The organism is Synechococcus sp. CS-1326, assembly GCF_025128115.1.
GTDB lineage: Bacteria > Cyanobacteriota > Cyanobacteriia > PCC-6307 > Cyanobiaceae > Regnicoccus.
On the sequence record NZ_JAHLYV010000024.1, the window covers coordinates 1 to 16362 of the forward strand.

A 16362-nucleotide genomic window follows, 5' to 3' on the forward strand; every position below is an offset into this window, starting at 1 on the left:
CAGCGTTCGCTGCAGCTCGCATTTCGCGAGCAGTTCGACACGAATGCGCGCACCTTCGTGCTCAGCGCGCGGATCCAGCGGGCGCACGCGATGCTGCTGGCAGCTGGCGATCAGCTGACGCTGAGCGAGATCGCAACGCAGTCCGGCCTTTGGCATCTGGGCCGTTTCCCGCAGTATTACCGACAGATCTTTGGATGCTCGCCCTCGGAGATGCAGATCCGGGTATGGGGGCGGCCCGTTCTTGCGTAGAAGGCCTGAGTGGCGCAGGCGCCGAGCACAGCCAGCCATCCCTGCGACGAGCCATCCACGGAGGTGGCGACGAGGTACGAGCGACTGAAGCCAAGGGAATTCTTCAACGCCGGAGTCGTGTCCCACGACAGCTGTTCGTCGTGAACCCCGCAGCACCAGCGAAGGCTCAGCGGCCAAGGCCATTTCGTGCAGACCGACTCTCACGCTGTGGAGTCTGCGACCTGCCAAATGTTTGAACTGCAGAGACGGATGGGAGGGATCGGCCTTGAGTAGGGTGAAATTCTTATCGGCGAGAACCTGGATTTCCGGCCGGCGACGAAGGCTCGACGGCCTCAACGGCCTGATCGAGGAATTTCACATCGGCCATGGGCTCTCTGCCGCAATCACATCAGCCCCGTCTGGCGCGATCCGACTGCCGTCGCTTCCTGCCCCCCCCCCTCAAACCGCAAGCGGATCGCCATTGGACGTTCGCCTTCGTGGCTTTCGTAGATGGCAAAGCCCAGGCAGCGGAACGGTTCGGTGACGCCGCCGGCGCGGCCGCCCTTGCGGCCCGAGCCAGTCGTGGGCAATGAGATGATCAGCTTCGTGCCTCAGCTCCTGCAGACGACGGCGTGTAAGTTTAAAAATCAAGCTAATCACCTTTTCGGATGAAAAGCGACTCGTCCCCATGCGTGTTCGGAAGGTCTCCAGGCAGGTCTTCTCTGCGCCGGATTCTTCTAGGCTGTCTCCTGCTGGGCAGCACCTTGGTGGGCGCCCTGCCAAGCCGCGCCGACACCCTTTACACCCTTGATACCTTCTGCAGCTTGAATGGCACTGATGCGGTGCGCTGCAGCGTCGCCGCCGTCAACTCTGGTGACACCACCGAGTACCGCCACCGCATCGGGGCCAAGGAGATCACCTTCCGCATCAGCGACGAGCCCTACACACGCGTCGAGCTCTGGGATCCGGCCGGCAAGCGCTGGCAAAGCGCCCGCTCCGCCTCCGCCATCTTCTCACTCAATGCGGTCTGCCTCAACGGCACTGAGTTCTGCGTGGTCAATCCCAATTACCTCAACAGCGTGCGGGAAGATATGGGCCGGGCGGTGAAAGGGCGCGACGTGCTGGAGGTGACCTTCGGCAGCGACGGGCGCGTCAATGCCTCCTGCTACGACGAAGGCTGCCTCGATCAGGGCAAGCCGGGCAAGGGGGCGTGAGGAATGATGAACAGACTTTCCTTCCTGCTCACGGCCCTGCTCCTTTTGCCTGCTCCCGCAGCGTTGGCGCGGGAAGCCGAAGTGGCCGCTCAAGGCCATGGGCTGATGGAGAACAGCTCCTCCCAGTTACTGGCCCGTGAGCGGGGCGGCGGCCGTCGCACCGGCGGCGGGCGCAGTGCGCGTGGGGGAAACCAAGCCCGCACCGGGCTTGGGCGCCAGTCCTCCAGCCTGCGGCGGGGCGACCGGAAGCCGAGCGGCGGCTGGAGCCAGCGGGTGGGCGAAGGGAATCGGGCCCGTGCCTCCTTCGACAGCTCCAGCCTGGATCGCTCGCGCATCGGCCGGGTGGACCGGGGCGACTGGAACCGGGCCCAGACGACCCTGCGGGATCGCGCCGGCCGGATCGATGGCGACCGAGTGCGCCGCAGCTTCAGTGCCGTCGACCGGGATCAGGTGCGCGACCGGCTGGGCAGCATCGATCAGAACGACTGGAACCGCACCCGCGACCGGGTGGATGACCGCTGGGACAGCGCCCGCGAACGCGTTGACGATAGTTGGGACCGGACCCGCGACCGTGTGGATGATCGTTGGGACCAGACCCGAGACCGTGTGGATGACAGCTGGGATCGTGTCGAGCGCCGGGTGGACCGGGCAATCGATCGGATCGACGACTGGGACAACCACTGGCCCGGCTGGGTAAGGCCCGGCTGGGGTACGGCCAGGCCCTGGAACCACGGCTGGTACGGCGGCTGGAACAGTCCGCCCTGGAGTTGGTGGAACGCCCGCCCGGTGGCCTGGGGGCTCGGCACGCTGGCCACCGCCTCAGTGATCAACGGTGCCGTGAACGACGCCATCGCCGCCAGCCGCACCACGATCATGGTGCCCGAGACCGACTACACCCTCCTCTACAACAGCGTGCAGCCCAGCGACGACCAGCAGCTCAGCTTCGTGGTGGGCAACGGCCAGACCCGCTTGACGATGCAGGCCGACTGCCGCAGCGGCCTGCTCAACGGCCAGCAACCGGCCACCGCCGCCCAGGCCCAGCTGCTCAACGCCGCCTGCCAGGTGGCGTTCGGGAGCGCATGACCCCAGGCCAGCAGTGGGAACTGGCAGCCAGCTGACGCCAGCCGCCCGACCGGGACGAGATCAGGCGCGGAAGCCGAACTCCCGGCGATAGAGATCAGGGTGGTGGGCTTCGATCAGCTCCATGGCGAGGAAGGCTGGGAAGGGGACCAGGCCAGAGAGCGTGACCTCCTGGGAGGACAGCCCACGCCGGGGGCGCGCAGGAACCGCCACAGGGACAGGCATCGGGAGCGGCTCGATCTGACGCAGCTTCTGCTCGAGCAGCGCCCACAGATACTTCGGGATGCCGGAGGGCCGAGGACAGCGCCACACCTTGCAGGTGACATCCCAGGGCCGGGCCTCTTCCAGCAGCAGCCCGTGCTTGCCGGCCTTGCTGATCTCGATCATCAGAAGGTGCTTGCTCACCGCCTTGCCGGTGACGGCCCTCCAGGTGATGCCGCTCATCGTGGACGCATAGATCGTGATGGGTGCCATGGCCGAACCAGGCAAAGGACCTCGAAGCACTGCGCGGGGAGGGCAAGGGGCGCCTCGGCGCCTTGCGCAGCCCTTGCGCCGCCGCGCACGCTGAAGCAGGCCGCCGCTACCGTCCGCATCACAAGCATGCCCGCGATTACCACGACGAACCCCTGCCGGCCGACATCTACAAGCAGGCCGAGTTCTGCTCGATGTGCGGGCCGAAGCACTGCCCGATGCAGACCAAGATCACCGATGAGGACCTGGCCGGCCTGGAGGAAGTGCTGAAGGTGCAGGAGGAGGCCAGGGAGGCTGCGGTGGTCTGAACCGCAGGCAGCACCATGATCAGGGCTGTTCGGATCAGGCTGATTTTGTGCCTGGAGCGCAAACGTGGGCTGCGATCTTGCGCATCTGGCATGGTCCGAGGCATTGATTGCCCCTCCAAGACCACAATCGGTTGATCTGCTCCTGATGACTGCCGATGTTGCGCGCCTCCCTTCCCGCCCTGCTGGTTGGCTCCAGCTTCCTGCTGGCTCCGTTGCAGGTGGCGGCGCAGGTGGCGCCATCGCCGGCTGAAATCCGGCAAATCGGCAGGGAGGCCTATGTGTATGGCTTCCCGATGGTGGACAGCTACCGCATCCAATACGCCTACTTCGCCGATCCGAGCAACCCCGATTACAAGGCTCCCTACAACCAGCTGCTCAATGTTCCGCGCGTCTTCACCCCGGCTGATACGGCTGTGCAGACGCCCAATTCCGATACGCCCTACTCCTGGTTGGGCCTGGATCTTCGCCGCGAGCCGTTGGTTCTCAGCGTGCCGCCGATCGAGCAGCGGCGCTACTGGAGCATCCAGCTGATCGATCTCTTCACCCACAACTTTGCCTATCTCGGCAGCCGCAGCACCGGCAATGGCGGCGGAACGTTCCTGATTGCCGGTCCCAACTGGACGGGCAGCACACCTCCTGGCATCACCAAGGTGATCCGCTCGGAGACGGATCTGGCCCTGGCCCTCTACCGCACCCAGCTGTTCAATCCCGCCGATCTGGCCTCGGTGCAGGCGCTCCAGGCCCAGTACAAGGTGCAACCGCTCTCGGCGTTTCTCGGCGGTCCGGCCCCAGCCGCCGTGGCCCCGATCCGGTTCATCAAGCCGCTCAGCTCGGCAGAGCAGAAAACCTCGCTGCGCTTCTTCGAGGTGATGAATGCCCTGTTGCCCTATGCCCCCGTTCATCCCACCGAGCAGAAGCTGCGCGCATCATTTGCCCGGATTGGGATCGCCCCGGATCAGCCCTTTGACGTCTCGAAGCTGTCGACCCGGAACCGAGCGGCCCTGGAGGCAGGCATGGCCGATGGGTGGGCTGATTTCGCTGCGCTCAAGGCCCGCATTGACAGAGGCGAGGTGACCTCCGGCGAGCTGTTCGGCACGCGCGACTTTCTGAACAACAACTACCTCTCCCGGATGACGGCCGCCGTGCTTGGCATCTACGGCAACAGCCGCGAGGAGGCCCTCTACCCGGTGTATTTCGTTGATGCTGCTGGTCAGAAGCTTGATGGCAGCCGCAGCAATTACCGGCTGCGATTCGGTCCCAATCAGCTGCCACCGGTGAATTCCTTCTGGTCGCTGACGCTCTACCGCATGCCCGAGAGCCTGCTCTATGGCAATCCGCTGAACCGCTATCTGATCAATTCGGCGATGCTGCCCGGCCTCCAGCGCGATCCCGATGGTGGCCTCACCCTGCTGGTCCAGAACCCATCACCTGGCCAGAAGTCGGAGTCGAACTGGTTGCCGGCACCTGACGGGCCCTTCTCGCTGTTTCTGCGTCTGTACTGGCCCAAGCCGGAGGCCCTCTCCGGCAGCTGGAAGCCACCGGCCCTGCTGGCTGAGCCGCTCGGCGCCGGCGTTACCGCCGGCCCGCCTGCCGCTTCCAGCGAAGCGGTCACGCCCCAGACCTACATCCGTGCGGAGACCGATCGCACTTTCCAGAACATCGTCCGGCAGGCTGGTGGGGTGAATCGCTGGTTTGTGATCCGAAACCCCACGCCGCTCAATCAGCAGACGGTAGTGCGGATGAATCTTGACACCCTCTATTCCGCTTCGATCGTGGATACCTCAAAGGGCGCCACGGTCACGATTCCGCCGCTGCCGAAGGGGCGGTTCATGTCGGTGCTGTTGGTCGACAATGACCACTACGCTCCGGCGGTGTTCTATGAGCCCGGCACCTACGCCTTACCGCGCGACACCAAATATCTGGCGGTGGTGGTGCGCACCCAGCTGTTCAACCCCAAGGATGCCGCTGAGATCGCAGAGGTGAACAGACTTCAGGACTCGGTTGTGGTGAGGGCAGCCAGTGCCGATCCACTTCCACCCTCGCGCTGGGATCAGGCCTCGCTCAAGGCGCTCACCCAGCGCTATGAGCAGGAGGCCAAGGCCTACTCCAGCTACAAGGGAATGATGGGCCCTCGCGGCACGGTGGATGAACGCACGCGCCACCTGGCGGCAGCGGCAGCCTGGGGTCTTAATCCTGAAAAGGATGCCACCTATCTCAACACCAGCGGTTCCTTCGATCAGCGGGTGTGCCATACCGCAACCTATGCGGTGCCGGAAAACAAGGCCTTCTGGTCTATCACCCTCTACGGAGAGGATGGCTACATGAAACACACCAATGCGGTGGTGAATTCCAGTAATGTCAAACTCAATCCTGATGGCACTTTCACTGTTGCCTTTGGCTCCCAGCAGGTCTGCGGAGCTGTTGCCAACCGCGTGGATGTGGCGCCGGGCTGGAATCTGTTGATGCGGATCTACCGTCCGGGCCCTTCCGTGCTCAGCGGTGCCTACAGCCTGCCGAAACCGATCCCGACTCCCCCATCCCAACGGACTGCAGCACCCTGAATCCGCAGGGATTGCAGCTGGCTTGGTGCCATCGATAGAGCCACCTGAAACCCACGCCGGGCGTACTTGCTAACCTCCGCCGATGGGCTGTCTGGCTCACCGCAGGGTTGTGTTGGATTTGCGTTGATGGCGCCCGCTGGTCTTGGCCGAATCCCGTTGCTGGGCCAGGCTGGCTTGAGCCGCTATTTTGACGATCCACAACTGTGGGCTGAGCAGCTTAATGCGTTCACGCCAAGCCACATCTGTGAGCCCACAGCGCGTCAAGGTCCGTTCAGCAATTGCATGGCGATGCTACCGCTTGGTTGCATGCGCATTCTGAGCACGCTTGGAAACTCCATACAGCTCGCCAGCAGCGGTTCCGGTTATGCACATCTGGTGATGTCTTATCGGGGGCTGACGCGCTGGTGTGTTGATCGCCAGTGGTTTGACAACTGGACGAACGAATCACTGCTGTATGTACCACCTGGTCCGCTCCAGATTGAAAATTCGATCACTGCCGGCATCGTCACGTTTGTCGACCTCGACGCACTCCTGCAGACGGCTCTGACGATGGAGGGCCCGGACGGCAATCATCGGATGGTGAAGGGGGCTCTTCAGTCCCCCCGCCTGATTCCCGCCCAGGATCCATCCAGTCGCAAGCTATTCCGTGTTCTCTATTCGGCTTATCGACATCTTGATTGTCTGTCGACTGCAGGGAGTGAGGTTCTTCGTCAGTCCTGCATGGAGGATCAGATCCTGCGCCTCTGGATTCTGTTGCTGATTCCTGAGTTGCGTGTTGGTGCCGGCAGGTCGTCTCGTCCATCCAGTGATGGGGATGGCTCCCGTTGGATCAGGGCACTCACCGATTGGATTGATGCCCATGCAGATCACCCCCTAGCGCTCACTGATCTTGAGCGGCAAACGGGCTATTCACGCCGCAGTCTTCAGCTGGCATTCCGCAGGCATATGGGCTGCACGCCCATGCAATGGGTGAAACGCTGCCGCCTGCAGAAGGCACGCGAGCGACTCCTCCATTCCGCTCCCGGTGATTCCGTTGGTGGGGTAGCTCAACGTCTGGGCTTTGCCAATGCGGCCTCCTTCAGCCGCGATTTCACCCGCCTCTATGGCGAAAAGCCTTCTGCGCTTCTTCGCCAGGCGCCTTCACGACTGGATTCCTTTCCAGAGAGATCAGCGGGTCCCGCGCTCTGAGCCCCCGCTGTCGCCCTTGTCGCTCACCAAAGCTCGTCTGGTGATTCGCAAGACAGAGAGAAAGGGGCCGATAGGCCCCTTGGGGGCTGCCCCCCACGGGCCTCAGATCACCGAAACGGTGCAGCCCTTGGTGCCCTGCAGCTTGCGGGCGATCGCGTGCGCCTTCTCGGCGGGAATGAAGCGCATCTTCTTGACGGGCTTGCCGCGCTTCCCGAAGAACTGCAGTTCACAAGGGTGGGCGCTGCCCTTGAGGCCACCGGGATAGAAGTGGACCACGACGCAGCGGATTGGGCTGCTCGGGCCGGATGGAACTTTCATGGTGCGTGTGGCGAGGGACCCCTCGGTGCTGGCCTCCCGCACAGGAGAAGGCAGGGGCGGCGCCGCCGCCGCGCGGCAAGCCGCTTGCGCAGCCCTTGCCGAGCCGAGCAGGAGGCCACCGTGGGGGACCCCTCGCCCAGCTCTGAGGTTCTGCAGCAGCCCCGAGCTGACGCCGTTCGGCCGTGCTCCCGTCACGGGGGGTGAGCGCGATGGGTGACGACAAGCGTCCGGCCCACTCCAAGGACTTACAGCTCGGGTGTTCAGCGAAACCAGAGCGAGCACTCGCCGCCAAAGAAGCGCTGCAGCTGCTGGCCGCGCAGCTTGGCGATTGGTGCGGGCACCAGGCGGCAGGGGCGCACCGCCTGGCCGGTGGCATCGAGGAACCAGATGCGGGCCTGGGCGCCAGGGTGATCGGCCGGCTCGAGGAACTCGACGCCGATGCAGGCGATGGCGGACATGGATGGCGAGCGACGGACACCCGCGCCGCGCCCCGCGAGGGGCATCCTGGCCGCGGTGCCGAGCTGCCATCCATGTCCGCCACGGGCGCAGGACGCCCGGCCCGTGCTGGCCAACTCGGCAGAACTCCTGCTAGTACAGGTGTACCTCTCGCCTGGCGGTTCGTGTCTGCTCCCCCTGCTCGCTCTCGAGGTTCCCATCGGGACAAGAGCCCCAGCGGGGAGGAAGCGACCGTCGAGGCCTGGCCCTACCTCGATGAGGCCGTGCTGCGCCCCAGCCGCAGCCGCAAGGTCTGCATGACCTGCCATTGGTTCCGCCACCACGCCGGAGTGAACTGCATCCCGCTGCTCACCTGTCAGCTGCACCAGGGCCTGCTGGCCCAGGGGGAGCACCTCACGCACCGCTGTCAGGGTTGGACGGACGACATGACGCGCCAGCGGGGCTGGTGCCCGGAGGTGGCCTGAGCAGGCATGGCCATCAGCAAGGGATCACCTCTGACTCCAAAGGAGGGTTGGCTCAGCGATGGCCGCAAGGTGCTGCGCTTTCCTCCAACCCGCTGGGAGCGCACCTACCAACGGCTGGAAATCACCAGCGGCGAGCTGCTCCCCGACCAGTTAGTGCCACTTTTTTAGCCGCAGCCTGCCGCGGAGCGGTCACGCAAAAAGTAGTTCAGTAGGCGATCAGTCTCTGGCGCCTGAAGCGGCAGCAGGGCTGGGAGCCATGCCCGCCGCCATGGTGCCACCAGCCTCTCCCGCGCGTCATTGACCAGAATCAGGGCTATGGACCTGCACGCCGACCTCGACCAGCGCGTGGTGCTTGACACCAACTCCCTGCCCTGGACACCCTCACCCATGGCGGGCGTGGACAGGCGCATGCTCGATCGCCGTGGCGGGGAGGTGGCCCGTGCCACCTCGATCGTGCGCTATGCCCCCGGCAGCCACTTTGATCGGCACATCCATGGCGGCGGCGAAGAAATCCTGGTGCTGGAGGGCGTGTTTCAGGACGATCAAGGCACCTATCCCGCCGGCAGCTTGCTGCGCAATCCACCCGGCAGCGTCCACCGGCCCTGGAGCGAGGCGGGCTGCACGATCTGGGTCAAGACCGGCCACCTGCCAACCTCCCTTGGGCCCGATGGAGAGCCCCCCTCCGTCGGGTCCTAATGAGCTGAACCGAGCGCCCCGCCGCGCCCACCGGCCTCCTCGGCCACGCCGATTCGGGCGAACAGGTCGGTGCTTTCGCGGTTGAGGTTGACCAGTTCCACAGCGCTTCCGCCCTGTTTGAGGCGGCGGATCACCTGATCAAGCGCAGTGACACCGCTCTGATCCCAGATGTGGGCTTCGGCCATGTCGATCGTCACCCGGGCCGGATGCTCGTGCAGCTCAAAACCCTGGCGGAAGTAGATGCTGCTCACGAAGAACAGCTGGCCCCGCACCCGGTAAACGCGGTGGCCGGGCTCTACGAGCTCACTGCTCACCTCGATCACCTTGGCCACCTTGCGGCTGAACAAGATGCCTGCCAGCGCCACGCCGGAGAGCAGGCCCACGGCCAGGTTGTGGGTGAGCACAGTGACCCCCACGGTGAGCAGCATCACCGACGTGTCGCTCTTGGGGATGCGGCGGATGGCACTGATCGAAGCCCAGTTGGCGGTGTTGATGGCGATCATCACCATCACCCCCACCAGGGCGGCCATCGGGATCTGATTGACCCAGCGGCCCGCCAGCAGGATCATCGCCAGCAGGCTCACGCCCGAGGAGAGGGTGGAGAGGCGGGTGCGGCCGCCGTAGCCCACGTTCATCACCGACTGACCCACCAGGGCGCAGCCGGCCATGCCGCCGAACAGGGAGCTGACGATGTTGCCGATGCCCTGCCCGCGCGCTTCGGCGTTCTTATGGCTGGCGGTATCGGTGAGGTCATCGAGGATGTCCTGGGTGAGGAAGGTTTCCATCAGCCCCACCAGCGAGATCGCCAGGGCGGTGGGCAGGATCAGGCCCAGGGTTTCGAGGGTGAAGGGCACCTGGGGCAGGCCGAACTGGGGGAGCCCACCCGGCAGGGTGCCGAGGCTGGAAACGGTGGGCACATCGATTCCCAGACGGATGGCGATTCCTGTGGTGATCAGGATCGCCACCAGCGCCGAGGGCACCACGGTGGTGAGCCGTGGCAGCAGGTAGATGATCGCCAGTGTGAGGACCGTCAGGCCCCAGACCGCCGGCAGTTGGGCAGCGGTGACGCTCAGCCTTTCGGGGTGAAACCAATTGAGCCCCAGCTGGGGCAGCTGGGCCAGCAGGATCAGGATCGCCAGGGCGTTTACGAAGCCGGCCATCACCGGCTGGGGCACGAAGCGCATCTGGTGGGCCAGGCGCAGGTAGCCCCAGGCAATCTGCAGGAGTCCGGTGAGAATGCCGGCCGCCAGCAGGAGTTGCAGGCCCTGGCCTGCCGCCAGAGCATCACCCTGCTGCACCAGCCCCGTCATCAGCAGGGCGGTGGAGCCGGTGGCCGAGGTGATCATGGCGGTGCGGCCGCCCACGATCGCCAGCGTCACCGAGAGCACAAAGGCGCCGAACAATCCGACGCTGGGGTCCACGCCGGCGATACCTGAGAAGGCGATCGCCTCAGGGATCATCGCGAAGGCCACCACCAGGCCGGAGAGAATGTCGCGATGGGGCTTGCCCCACCACTCCTTGAGAGAGAAGGTCATGAAGATCAGTTCCAGCGGTTGACTCAGGCCAGGGGGCCGCAGCAGAGCAACGCAGTGGTTAAGGGGGACTGATCGTCATGGGTGGGACCTTATCAGCGCTCAGAGCCAGTGGTGCGGGTAGGGCATCGCCCCCTTGACCCAGCGGCTGAAGCTGGCTGCCAGAAGCACCATCAGCAGCGAGCCACTGAGAACCGGAAACAAAACGAAGGGCCACTTGGCACCCAGCAGTACACCCAGAAAGGCCAGGCCGCCGGCCGGCGGATGCAGACAGCGCAGCTGCTGCCCCAGCAGGATCGTCAGCCCCACGGTCAGGGCGATCACCAAGGGCCCTCGGCCCAGCAAGGCCACCGCCACCACACTCAGCAGCGCACCCACCAGATTGCCGAGCACGATGTTGCGCGGCTGGGCCAGGGGGCTGGCCGGGTAGCCGAAGAGCAGCACAGACGAGGCCCCGAGCGGTGCGGCGAGCAGCAACTTTCCGCTCCAAGCACTGAGGGAACTCAACATCACGATCGCCGTCAGGGCCCCCAGCCAGCTCACCCCCAGTTGCCCCAGGCGGAATTGGGGCTGGTAAGCCCGCCCCCGCAAGCGTTCGGCGGCGATCCGTGCCCCCAGGCGCCGGCCGAGAGGCCCGCCGCACCAACGCCCGATCGGCCCAAACAAATCCGTTAATTCCCCGACGCAACGGCTGCAATTCCAGCAGAGGCCTGGAGCGGTTTTGGTTTTAGCCCGACGGCTGCAACGGCTGGCTGAACGGTGGCGCCCGCTCCAGCACAAGCGCAACTGCCGCCGAGACCTTGTAGGAGTGGCCGTTTCTCGATCAGGCCGTGCTGCTCCCCAGCGGTAGCCACAAGGTCTGCATGACTTGCCATTGGTTCCGCCACTACGCCGGGGTGAACTGCATCCCCCTGCTCACCTGCAAGCTGCACCAGGGCCTGCTGGCCCAGGGGGAGCACCTCACGCACCGCTGCCAGGGTTGGACCGACGACATGATGCGCCAGCGGGGCTGGTGTCCGGAGGTGGCCTGAGCAGGCATGGCCATCAGCAAGGGGCCACCCCTGACGCCCAAAGACGGGTGGCTCAGCGACGGCCGCCAGGTGATGCGCTTTCGCCCCACGCGCTGGGAGCGCACCTACCAGCGGCTGGAAATCACCAAGGGAGAGTTACTCCCCGGCGAACCGGTGCCGCTGCTCAAGAACCGCCGGGAGATCAGCCGGGATGACGCCCTCAAGCTGTGGGCATGCAAGCGCCAGGAGGGCTGGAGCCCCTGCGAGCCTCAGTGGTGATCACCATCACCACCCAAACCGATCGCAACTCCACCAAGCTGAGCTCAGAACCGATGGCCACCTCCTTGCCGATGAGCAGCAGCCACCAGCCACGGCGTTATCGCTTGGTGGATCAGCACGGGTTACCCCACCTTGAGCTTGATGAGCACTTCGATTCGGTTGAGGAGGCCTGGGGCTTCGCTACCCACTGGTGGCAGCAGCAGCAACCCGCTGGCGTAACGGCGACGCAGGTTGGCCTTGGATTGGAGGTAAGCACCGAGAGCGGCTGCTGGCGCACCCTTCGCCACCCGCAAGGCTGAACCCTGCAAAGGTGAGGCCACAAGCCACCTCCGCCCTGGCACGCTCGTCTCCGACCGATCAGGCCCAGGCCAGCGCGCAACCCAGTGATGTGCTGTCGGGATCGATCGAGCGCGTCACCTTCCACAACGCTGAGAACGGCTTCTGCTTGCTGAGGATCAAGGCCCGTGGCCACCGCGACCTGGTGACGGTGGTGGGCCATGCCGCCGAGATCGTCGGGGCCTCGGCCATGGCCAGGGGCAGCAACACCAACGCTGCACCGGCGTACAGCAGACCCGCCACGAGCACGGGAGAAGGCCCGTGGCTGACGCTGCCGATCAGCGGAGCGCTGGAGCCGAACAGCGCGGCGGCCAGCAGGCCCGACAGCCAGCCGCGGCGCTGTTCTCGCGTCTGGGAGGTCATCAGGATCACCACAGCAACCGGACGGGCTCCATTGCAAAACTATGGGGAAGTAGTCCGTTGGAACCGACAGGACAGAAAGTGTTGCTCCGCGCCGCCTGGTGTGCGATGGCTGAACCGCTCATGGCTGAGCAACGAAAATGCATTCCCCAGGGTTTCCTGAAGCCTCACAGGGCTGTACCGCACCACAGGCAAGCCACTGCAAGTGGTGGGGCCATCTTCTGCAAAGGTTTCCAGGAGAAGAGTGCCACCAGGCTTGAGCGCCTGCAGCACGGCCTGGACATAGGCCTGCTGATCGGCGGGGCTGGTGAGGAAATGAAACACCGCCCGGTCATGCCAGACGTCATAGGCCTGATCGGGCAGGGTGGCCGTGAGGATGTCGGCCTCCAGCAACTGCACCGCAGCGGCGCGTGCGCCAAGCCGCTCTTTGGTCACGGCCAGTGCCGTGCCGGAAAGGTCCAGAACCGTGATCCGTTGATAGCCAAGGTTCAGGAGGTCATCCACAAGCGTGGAGGCACCGCCACCCACATCAATGATTGCCGCATCCAGTGGTAGGCCGGCAGCCTGAAGCAGCCGGAGTGAGTCATCGGCATGGGCTTGATACCAACTCAACGACTCAGGGGCCTTGGTGGCGTAGATCGTCTCCCAGTGCTTTTTGCTCGTCATGGGCCCACGCAGAGGCTGCTGTTAACAGTTCAGCCGCCCCGCAGCACCGCGCTGAGCAAGGAGACGTTGATCATCACAATCACACTGGCGCACAGCCAGCCCGCGGCCTGCAGAGCGAGCGGCGCTCTGAGCTCGCCCATCAGACCGCGCCGCCCGCAGAACCACACGAGCGGGATCACCGCGAACGGCAACTGCAGCGACAGCACCACCTGGCTCAGCACCAGCAGGTTGGTGGTGGCCCGTTCCCCGAACAGGATCACGGTGGCCATCGCCGGAATCAGGGCCAGGCCGCGGGTGAGCAGCCGCCGCTTCCAGTCGGGAAGACGGATCTGCAGAAACCCCTCCATCACGATCTGGCCAGCCATGGTGGCGGTGAGCGTTGAGCTCTGGCCCGCCGCCAGAAGGGCCACCCCGAAGAGCACGCTGGCCAGCGAGGTGCCCAGCATCGGCGTCAGCAGCCGGTAGGCCTCGCTCAGGTCCGTGACCGGCAGCGGCAGCCGTCCGTAGAAGCTGCCGGCGGCCAGCACCAGGATCGAGACATTGATCAGAAAGGCCAGGCTGAGGGCGATCAGGGTGTCCCAGGTGCTGAAAGCCAGGGCCCTGCGCTGCGTTCCCTGGCCGCCGACCCAGAGGCGGGATTGCACCAGCGAGGAATGCAGATAGAGGTTGTGGGGCATCACCGTGGCCCCGAGAATGCCGGCGGCCAGAAACAGCTGCTGGCCGTCCCTGAGGCTGGCGGCCTGGGGAAGAAAGCCCAGGCCCACCTGGCTCCAATCGGGTTGGAGCAGCAGCATCTCGACGGCGAAACAACCGCCCACCAGAGCCACCAGGGCGATCACCAGGGCCTCCAATCGGCGGATCCCGAAGCGCTGCAAGGCCAGCAGCAACAGGGTGTCGGCAGCCGTGAGCCCCACCCCCCAGAGCAAGGGGAGACCGAAGAGCAGCTGCAGGGCAATGGCGCTGCCCACCAGCTCGGCCAGGTCGCAGGCAATGATGCCCACCTCGGCCAGCAGCCACAGGGGAATCCGCCAGAACCGCGGCAGCAGCTGGCTGCAGGCCTGGGCCAGATCCAGCCGCGTGGCGATGCCCAGCCGGCAGCAGAGCGACTGGAGCACCATCGCCATCAGGCTGGAGAGCCCGATCACCCACAGCAGGCGGTAGCCGAACTGGGAGCCGGCCGCCAGATCCGTGGCCCAGTTGCCTGGATCCATGTAGCCCACGGCCACCAGGTACCCGGGGCCGAGCACCCGCAGGAAGGTGCGCAGGGTGCCCAGGCCGGCGGGCACCTCCACGGTCTGCGCGTCGATGCGGGCGGCGGTGCCGAGCGGTGCATCAGGCATGAAGTGATGCCAGCGGAGCTGGAGGGTAAGGCGAGGGAGGCTGCGATCCTGCTGGGGCATCGCTGGCCTGACCCCGCCCTGAAGAAGGGATCACCGCCAGCTCAGAAGTCGCGAGAACCGGTGTAGCCACTGAGATCAGCGAGAGTATTCAGCGGCTTAACGCCCGAATCCAGAACGCCCTTGATCTGCCAGCTGGGATAGCCCTGAACCCCCTGCTGCTTGCAGAGCGCGGCCTGGCTGTTGACGCCGTCTTCGGCACATTCGATCACCTGGAGCTTGGCGGCGGCTTCCTTGCCGAAGGCCTCCTTCTGGTCATGGCAGTGGGGGCACCAGTACGCCGTGAACACCCGGGCACCACTGCTGCTCAGATGCTCCGCCAGCGCAATCTTGGCTTGCGAGCTGGCGCTGACGACAGCTGGAGCCACCCGTCCGCTTTGAGCGACAGGCTGGTCCGCCGAGGCCGCCCAGCCCAGCCCCAGCAGAGCGACAAGAAAGGCCGTCATCAATCCGCGAAAGATCATTTGGCTGCGGTCGATCCAGAGACCTCCAACAAGGCTCAACAGGAACAGCGCGAGGCTAAGGGCGGCTGACACCACACAGAAGGTGCAGAAGGCCTTGATCTCGAACACCAGGAGCCCCATCAGCACCAAGCTGAAGACGGCCATGCCGCTGCAGGTGAGGAACAGAGCCCACCGATTGCCCTCCGATCCAGGGGCCCGCAGACCTCCTCGCAGCAACGGCATCAGGGCCAGCAGGAGCACCGTGGCGTAGGCAAGAAAGCCAAACAGAGAAAGCGGTTGGCCCAGCAGCGTGCCCCAGGCGCTGCCGAGCACCTTGTCGCAGCCATCACTGCCGCCCGGACAGGACAGGCTGCCGATCCAACCCCAGCGCTTGGCGGTGATCGAGCCGGTGTCGATCATGCCGATCGTGGCGAGCACGGCCATGGTGAGCCGCACCCAGGGCCGGCCTGGCTCCTGGCCGGCCCGGCGGGAGAGAGGTTTGGTTCGCGTAGCGCTGCTCACAGGCTGAGAGAAGGTTGGAGATGGCGCCATTGAAAAGCCTGAAGTGGCTCCAGGGTCAAGGGCCTAATGTGCCCAACAAGGGGTTGCCACCTACCGGGGAGGGAGCATCGATGCAGATCGGCGAGTTGGCACGCTCCACCGGGGTGAAGATCGAAACCATCCGCTATTACGAACGGGAGCACTTGCTGCCGGTGCCACAGCGCACGGATGGCAACTACCGCCTCTATTCGCCGCGGCATGTGGAGCAGTTGCGTTTCATCCGCTACTGCCGCGGCCTTGACATGAGCCTGGAGGAGGTCCGCGTCCTCATCGGGGCGCTCGACACACCGACCGGAAGCTGTCTGACGGTGAATGCCCTGCTGGACGAGAAGATCGCCGAGGTCGATGCCCGCGTGGATGAATTGCATCAACTCCAGGATCAGCTGCGGCAGCTCAGAGGGTTCTGCCGGCAGCCGGATCGGGGGGAGACCTGCGGTATTCTCGCCGAGCTGAATCGCTGCACTGAAAACAAAAAGCCAGTCGCCTGAAAACTCGCAGTGGATGATCAGAAGACTGGCAGAACTTACAAGCCTGGCGATGTCAGTTCATATTCTTCATAGGTTGCTTGCAGCAGCAACATCCACCTTGGGAAGGTGTGCTGTCAGCCGGTTGTTGTGGGATTGCCGCCAGATCGGCGCTGGATACCCGAATCTGCTCATTACCAGTTGGTTTGTGTTGAGTGCTTGCCTGAGCTGGCGCAGCCATGAAGCCAATGGCAAGGCCTGCAAACAGCAAAGTAGCCAGCGGGGTGATTTTCATCACACAGTCATTAAAAGACAACTCACCATATAGCC

General features: G+C 64.8%; 23 protein-coding genes and 1 pseudogene. 13 read left to right on the forward strand and 11 right to left on the reverse strand.

Annotated elements, in window-relative coordinates; genetic code table 11:
* Positions 1-249 (forward strand): helix-turn-helix domain-containing protein (locus KQ307_RS08975; protein ID WP_259727744.1); only part of this gene is annotated, 249 nt, incomplete at its 5' end.
* A gap of 383 nt (positions 250-632) precedes the next feature.
* Here KQ307_RS08975 and KQ307_RS08980 read toward each other — a convergent pair.
* Positions 633-818: a hypothetical protein gene (locus tag KQ307_RS08980; protein ID WP_259727745.1), complete on the reverse strand. Its 186-nt coding sequence runs from the start codon at positions 816-818 to the stop codon at positions 633-635.
* A gap of 177 nt (positions 819-995) precedes the next feature.
* Between KQ307_RS08980 and KQ307_RS08985 the strand changes: the two genes are divergently transcribed.
* Positions 996-1442, forward strand: a complete 447-nt coding sequence (locus tag KQ307_RS08985; RefSeq protein WP_259727746.1) for a hypothetical protein — start codon at positions 996-998, stop codon at positions 1440-1442.
* 6 nt (positions 1443-1448) lie between these two features.
* Entirely contained in the window at positions 1449-2525 is a 1077-nt protein-coding gene (locus KQ307_RS08990) for a hypothetical protein (RefSeq protein WP_259727747.1), read from the forward strand.
* Between the two features lie 60 nt (positions 2526-2585).
* On the opposite strand, the gene KQ307_RS08995 is transcribed toward KQ307_RS08990, so the two are convergent.
* Entirely contained in the window at positions 2586-2996 is a 411-nt protein-coding gene (locus tag KQ307_RS08995) for a hypothetical protein (protein ID WP_259727748.1), read from the reverse strand.
* A 122-nt stretch (positions 2997-3118) separates the two neighbouring features.
* Between KQ307_RS08995 and KQ307_RS09000 the strand changes: the two are divergent.
* The 3 genes and pseudogenes from KQ307_RS09000 to KQ307_RS09010 all read left to right on the forward strand — a co-directional run.
* Positions 3119-3301, forward strand: a pseudogene (locus tag KQ307_RS09000) (thiamine biosynthesis protein ThiC); the annotation flags it as partial.
* A gap of 155 nt (positions 3302-3456) precedes the next feature.
* Complete coding sequence (locus KQ307_RS09005; protein ID WP_259727749.1) at positions 3457-5862, forward strand: DUF1254 domain-containing protein; 2406 nt, start codon at positions 3457-3459, stop codon at positions 5860-5862.
* Positions 5863-5988: 126 nt separating this feature from the next.
* Positions 5989-7050 carry a helix-turn-helix domain-containing protein gene (locus tag KQ307_RS09010; protein ID WP_259727750.1) on the forward strand — a complete coding sequence of 354 codons (1062 nt, stop codon included), beginning with the start codon at positions 5989-5991 and terminating at the stop codon, positions 7048-7050.
* Positions 7051-7152: 102 nt separating this feature from the next.
* Here KQ307_RS09010 and KQ307_RS09015 read toward each other — a convergent pair whose 3' ends face one another.
* Together KQ307_RS09015 and KQ307_RS09020 are read right to left on the reverse strand one after the other, a co-directional pair.
* Positions 7153-7563, reverse strand: coding sequence for a hypothetical protein (locus KQ307_RS09015; protein WP_259727751.1), 411 nt, complete (start codon positions 7561-7563; stop codon positions 7153-7155).
* Positions 7564-7628: 65 nt separating this feature from the next.
* Positions 7629-7871: a hypothetical protein gene (locus tag KQ307_RS09020; RefSeq protein WP_259727752.1), complete on the reverse strand. Its 243-nt coding sequence runs from the start codon at positions 7869-7871 to the stop codon at positions 7629-7631.
* Positions 7872-7988: 117 nt separating this feature from the next.
* Between KQ307_RS09020 and KQ307_RS09025 the strand changes: the two genes are divergently transcribed.
* The 3 genes from KQ307_RS09025 to KQ307_RS09035 all read left to right on the forward strand — a co-directional run bounded on the left by KQ307_RS09025 (position 7989) and on the right by KQ307_RS09035 (position 8984).
* Positions 7989-8288: a galactose oxidase gene (locus KQ307_RS09025; protein ID WP_259727753.1), complete on the forward strand. Its 300-nt coding sequence runs from the start codon at positions 7989-7991 to the stop codon at positions 8286-8288.
* 6 nt (positions 8289-8294) lie between these two features.
* Entirely contained in the window at positions 8295-8456 is a 162-nt protein-coding gene (locus KQ307_RS09030) for a hypothetical protein (RefSeq protein ID WP_259727754.1), read from the forward strand.
* A gap of 147 nt (positions 8457-8603) precedes the next feature.
* Entirely contained in the window at positions 8604-8984 is a 381-nt protein-coding gene (locus tag KQ307_RS09035) for a cupin domain-containing protein (protein ID WP_311133841.1), read from the forward strand.
* On the opposite strand, the gene KQ307_RS09040 is transcribed toward KQ307_RS09035, so the two are convergent.
* Together KQ307_RS09040 and KQ307_RS09045 are read right to left on the reverse strand one after the other, a co-directional pair.
* Positions 8981-10519: a SulP family inorganic anion transporter gene (locus KQ307_RS09040; protein WP_259727755.1), complete on the reverse strand. Its 1539-nt coding sequence runs from the start codon at positions 10517-10519 to the stop codon at positions 8981-8983. The two genes, KQ307_RS09035 and KQ307_RS09040, sit on opposite strands and share 4 nt — an antisense overlap.
* Before the next feature lie 99 nt (positions 10520-10618).
* Positions 10619-11182 (reverse strand): HPP family protein, encoded by a 564-nt coding sequence (locus tag KQ307_RS09045; RefSeq protein WP_259727756.1) that lies wholly within the window; start codon positions 11180-11182, stop codon positions 10619-10621.
* 197 nt (positions 11183-11379) lie between these two features.
* Here KQ307_RS09045 and KQ307_RS09050 point away from each other — a divergent pair, with 197 nt between their 5' ends.
* Genes KQ307_RS09050 through KQ307_RS09060 form a run of 3 tightly spaced genes read left to right on the forward strand, consistent with a single transcriptional unit; the run spans position 11380 to position 12104 of the window.
* Positions 11380-11547 (forward strand): galactose oxidase, encoded by a 168-nt coding sequence (locus KQ307_RS09050; protein ID WP_259727757.1) that lies wholly within the window; start codon positions 11380-11382, stop codon positions 11545-11547.
* Positions 11548-11553: 6 nt separating this feature from the next.
* Entirely contained in the window at positions 11554-11805 is a 252-nt protein-coding gene (locus KQ307_RS09055) for a DUF1651 domain-containing protein (RefSeq protein WP_259727758.1), read from the forward strand.
* Positions 11806-11858: 53 nt separating this feature from the next.
* A complete protein-coding gene (locus KQ307_RS09060) occupies positions 11859-12104 on the forward strand; it encodes a hypothetical protein (RefSeq protein ID WP_259727759.1) in 246 nt (81 codons plus the stop codon).
* Positions 12105-12162: 58 nt separating this feature from the next.
* On the opposite strand, the gene KQ307_RS09065 is transcribed toward KQ307_RS09060, so the two are convergent.
* Genes KQ307_RS09065 through KQ307_RS09080 form a run of 4 tightly spaced genes read right to left on the reverse strand, consistent with a single transcriptional unit; the run spans position 12163 to position 15529 of the window.
* The gene (locus KQ307_RS09065; RefSeq protein WP_259727760.1) at positions 12163-12504 is read right to left on the reverse strand and encodes a hypothetical protein; all 342 of its coding nucleotides are present in this window, start codon (positions 12502-12504) and stop codon (positions 12163-12165) included.
* A gap of 39 nt (positions 12505-12543) precedes the next feature.
* Positions 12544-13167 (reverse strand): class I SAM-dependent methyltransferase, encoded by a 624-nt coding sequence (locus KQ307_RS09070; protein WP_259727761.1) that lies wholly within the window; start codon positions 13165-13167, stop codon positions 12544-12546.
* A gap of 29 nt (positions 13168-13196) precedes the next feature.
* The gene (locus tag KQ307_RS09075) at positions 13197-14567 is read right to left on the reverse strand and encodes an Nramp family divalent metal transporter (RefSeq protein WP_259727762.1); all 1371 of its coding nucleotides are present in this window, start codon (positions 14565-14567) and stop codon (positions 13197-13199) included.
* A 41-nt stretch (positions 14568-14608) separates the two neighbouring features.
* Positions 14609-15529, reverse strand: coding sequence for a vitamin K epoxide reductase family protein (locus KQ307_RS09080; protein ID WP_259727763.1), 921 nt, complete (start codon positions 15527-15529; stop codon positions 14609-14611).
* A gap of 110 nt (positions 15530-15639) precedes the next feature.
* Here KQ307_RS09080 and cadR point away from each other — a divergent pair, with 110 nt between their 5' ends.
* On the forward strand, positions 15640-16056 hold the full coding sequence (cadR, locus tag KQ307_RS09085) for a Cd(II)/Pb(II)-responsive transcriptional regulator (protein WP_259727764.1): 417 nt from the start codon (positions 15640-15642) through the stop codon (positions 16054-16056).
* A 52-nt stretch (positions 16057-16108) separates the two neighbouring features.
* Here cadR and KQ307_RS09090 read toward each other — a convergent pair whose 3' ends face one another.
* Complete coding sequence (locus KQ307_RS09090) at positions 16109-16348, reverse strand: hypothetical protein (RefSeq protein WP_259727765.1); 240 nt, start codon at positions 16346-16348, stop codon at positions 16109-16111.
* Positions 16349-16362: the final 14 nt, after the last annotated feature.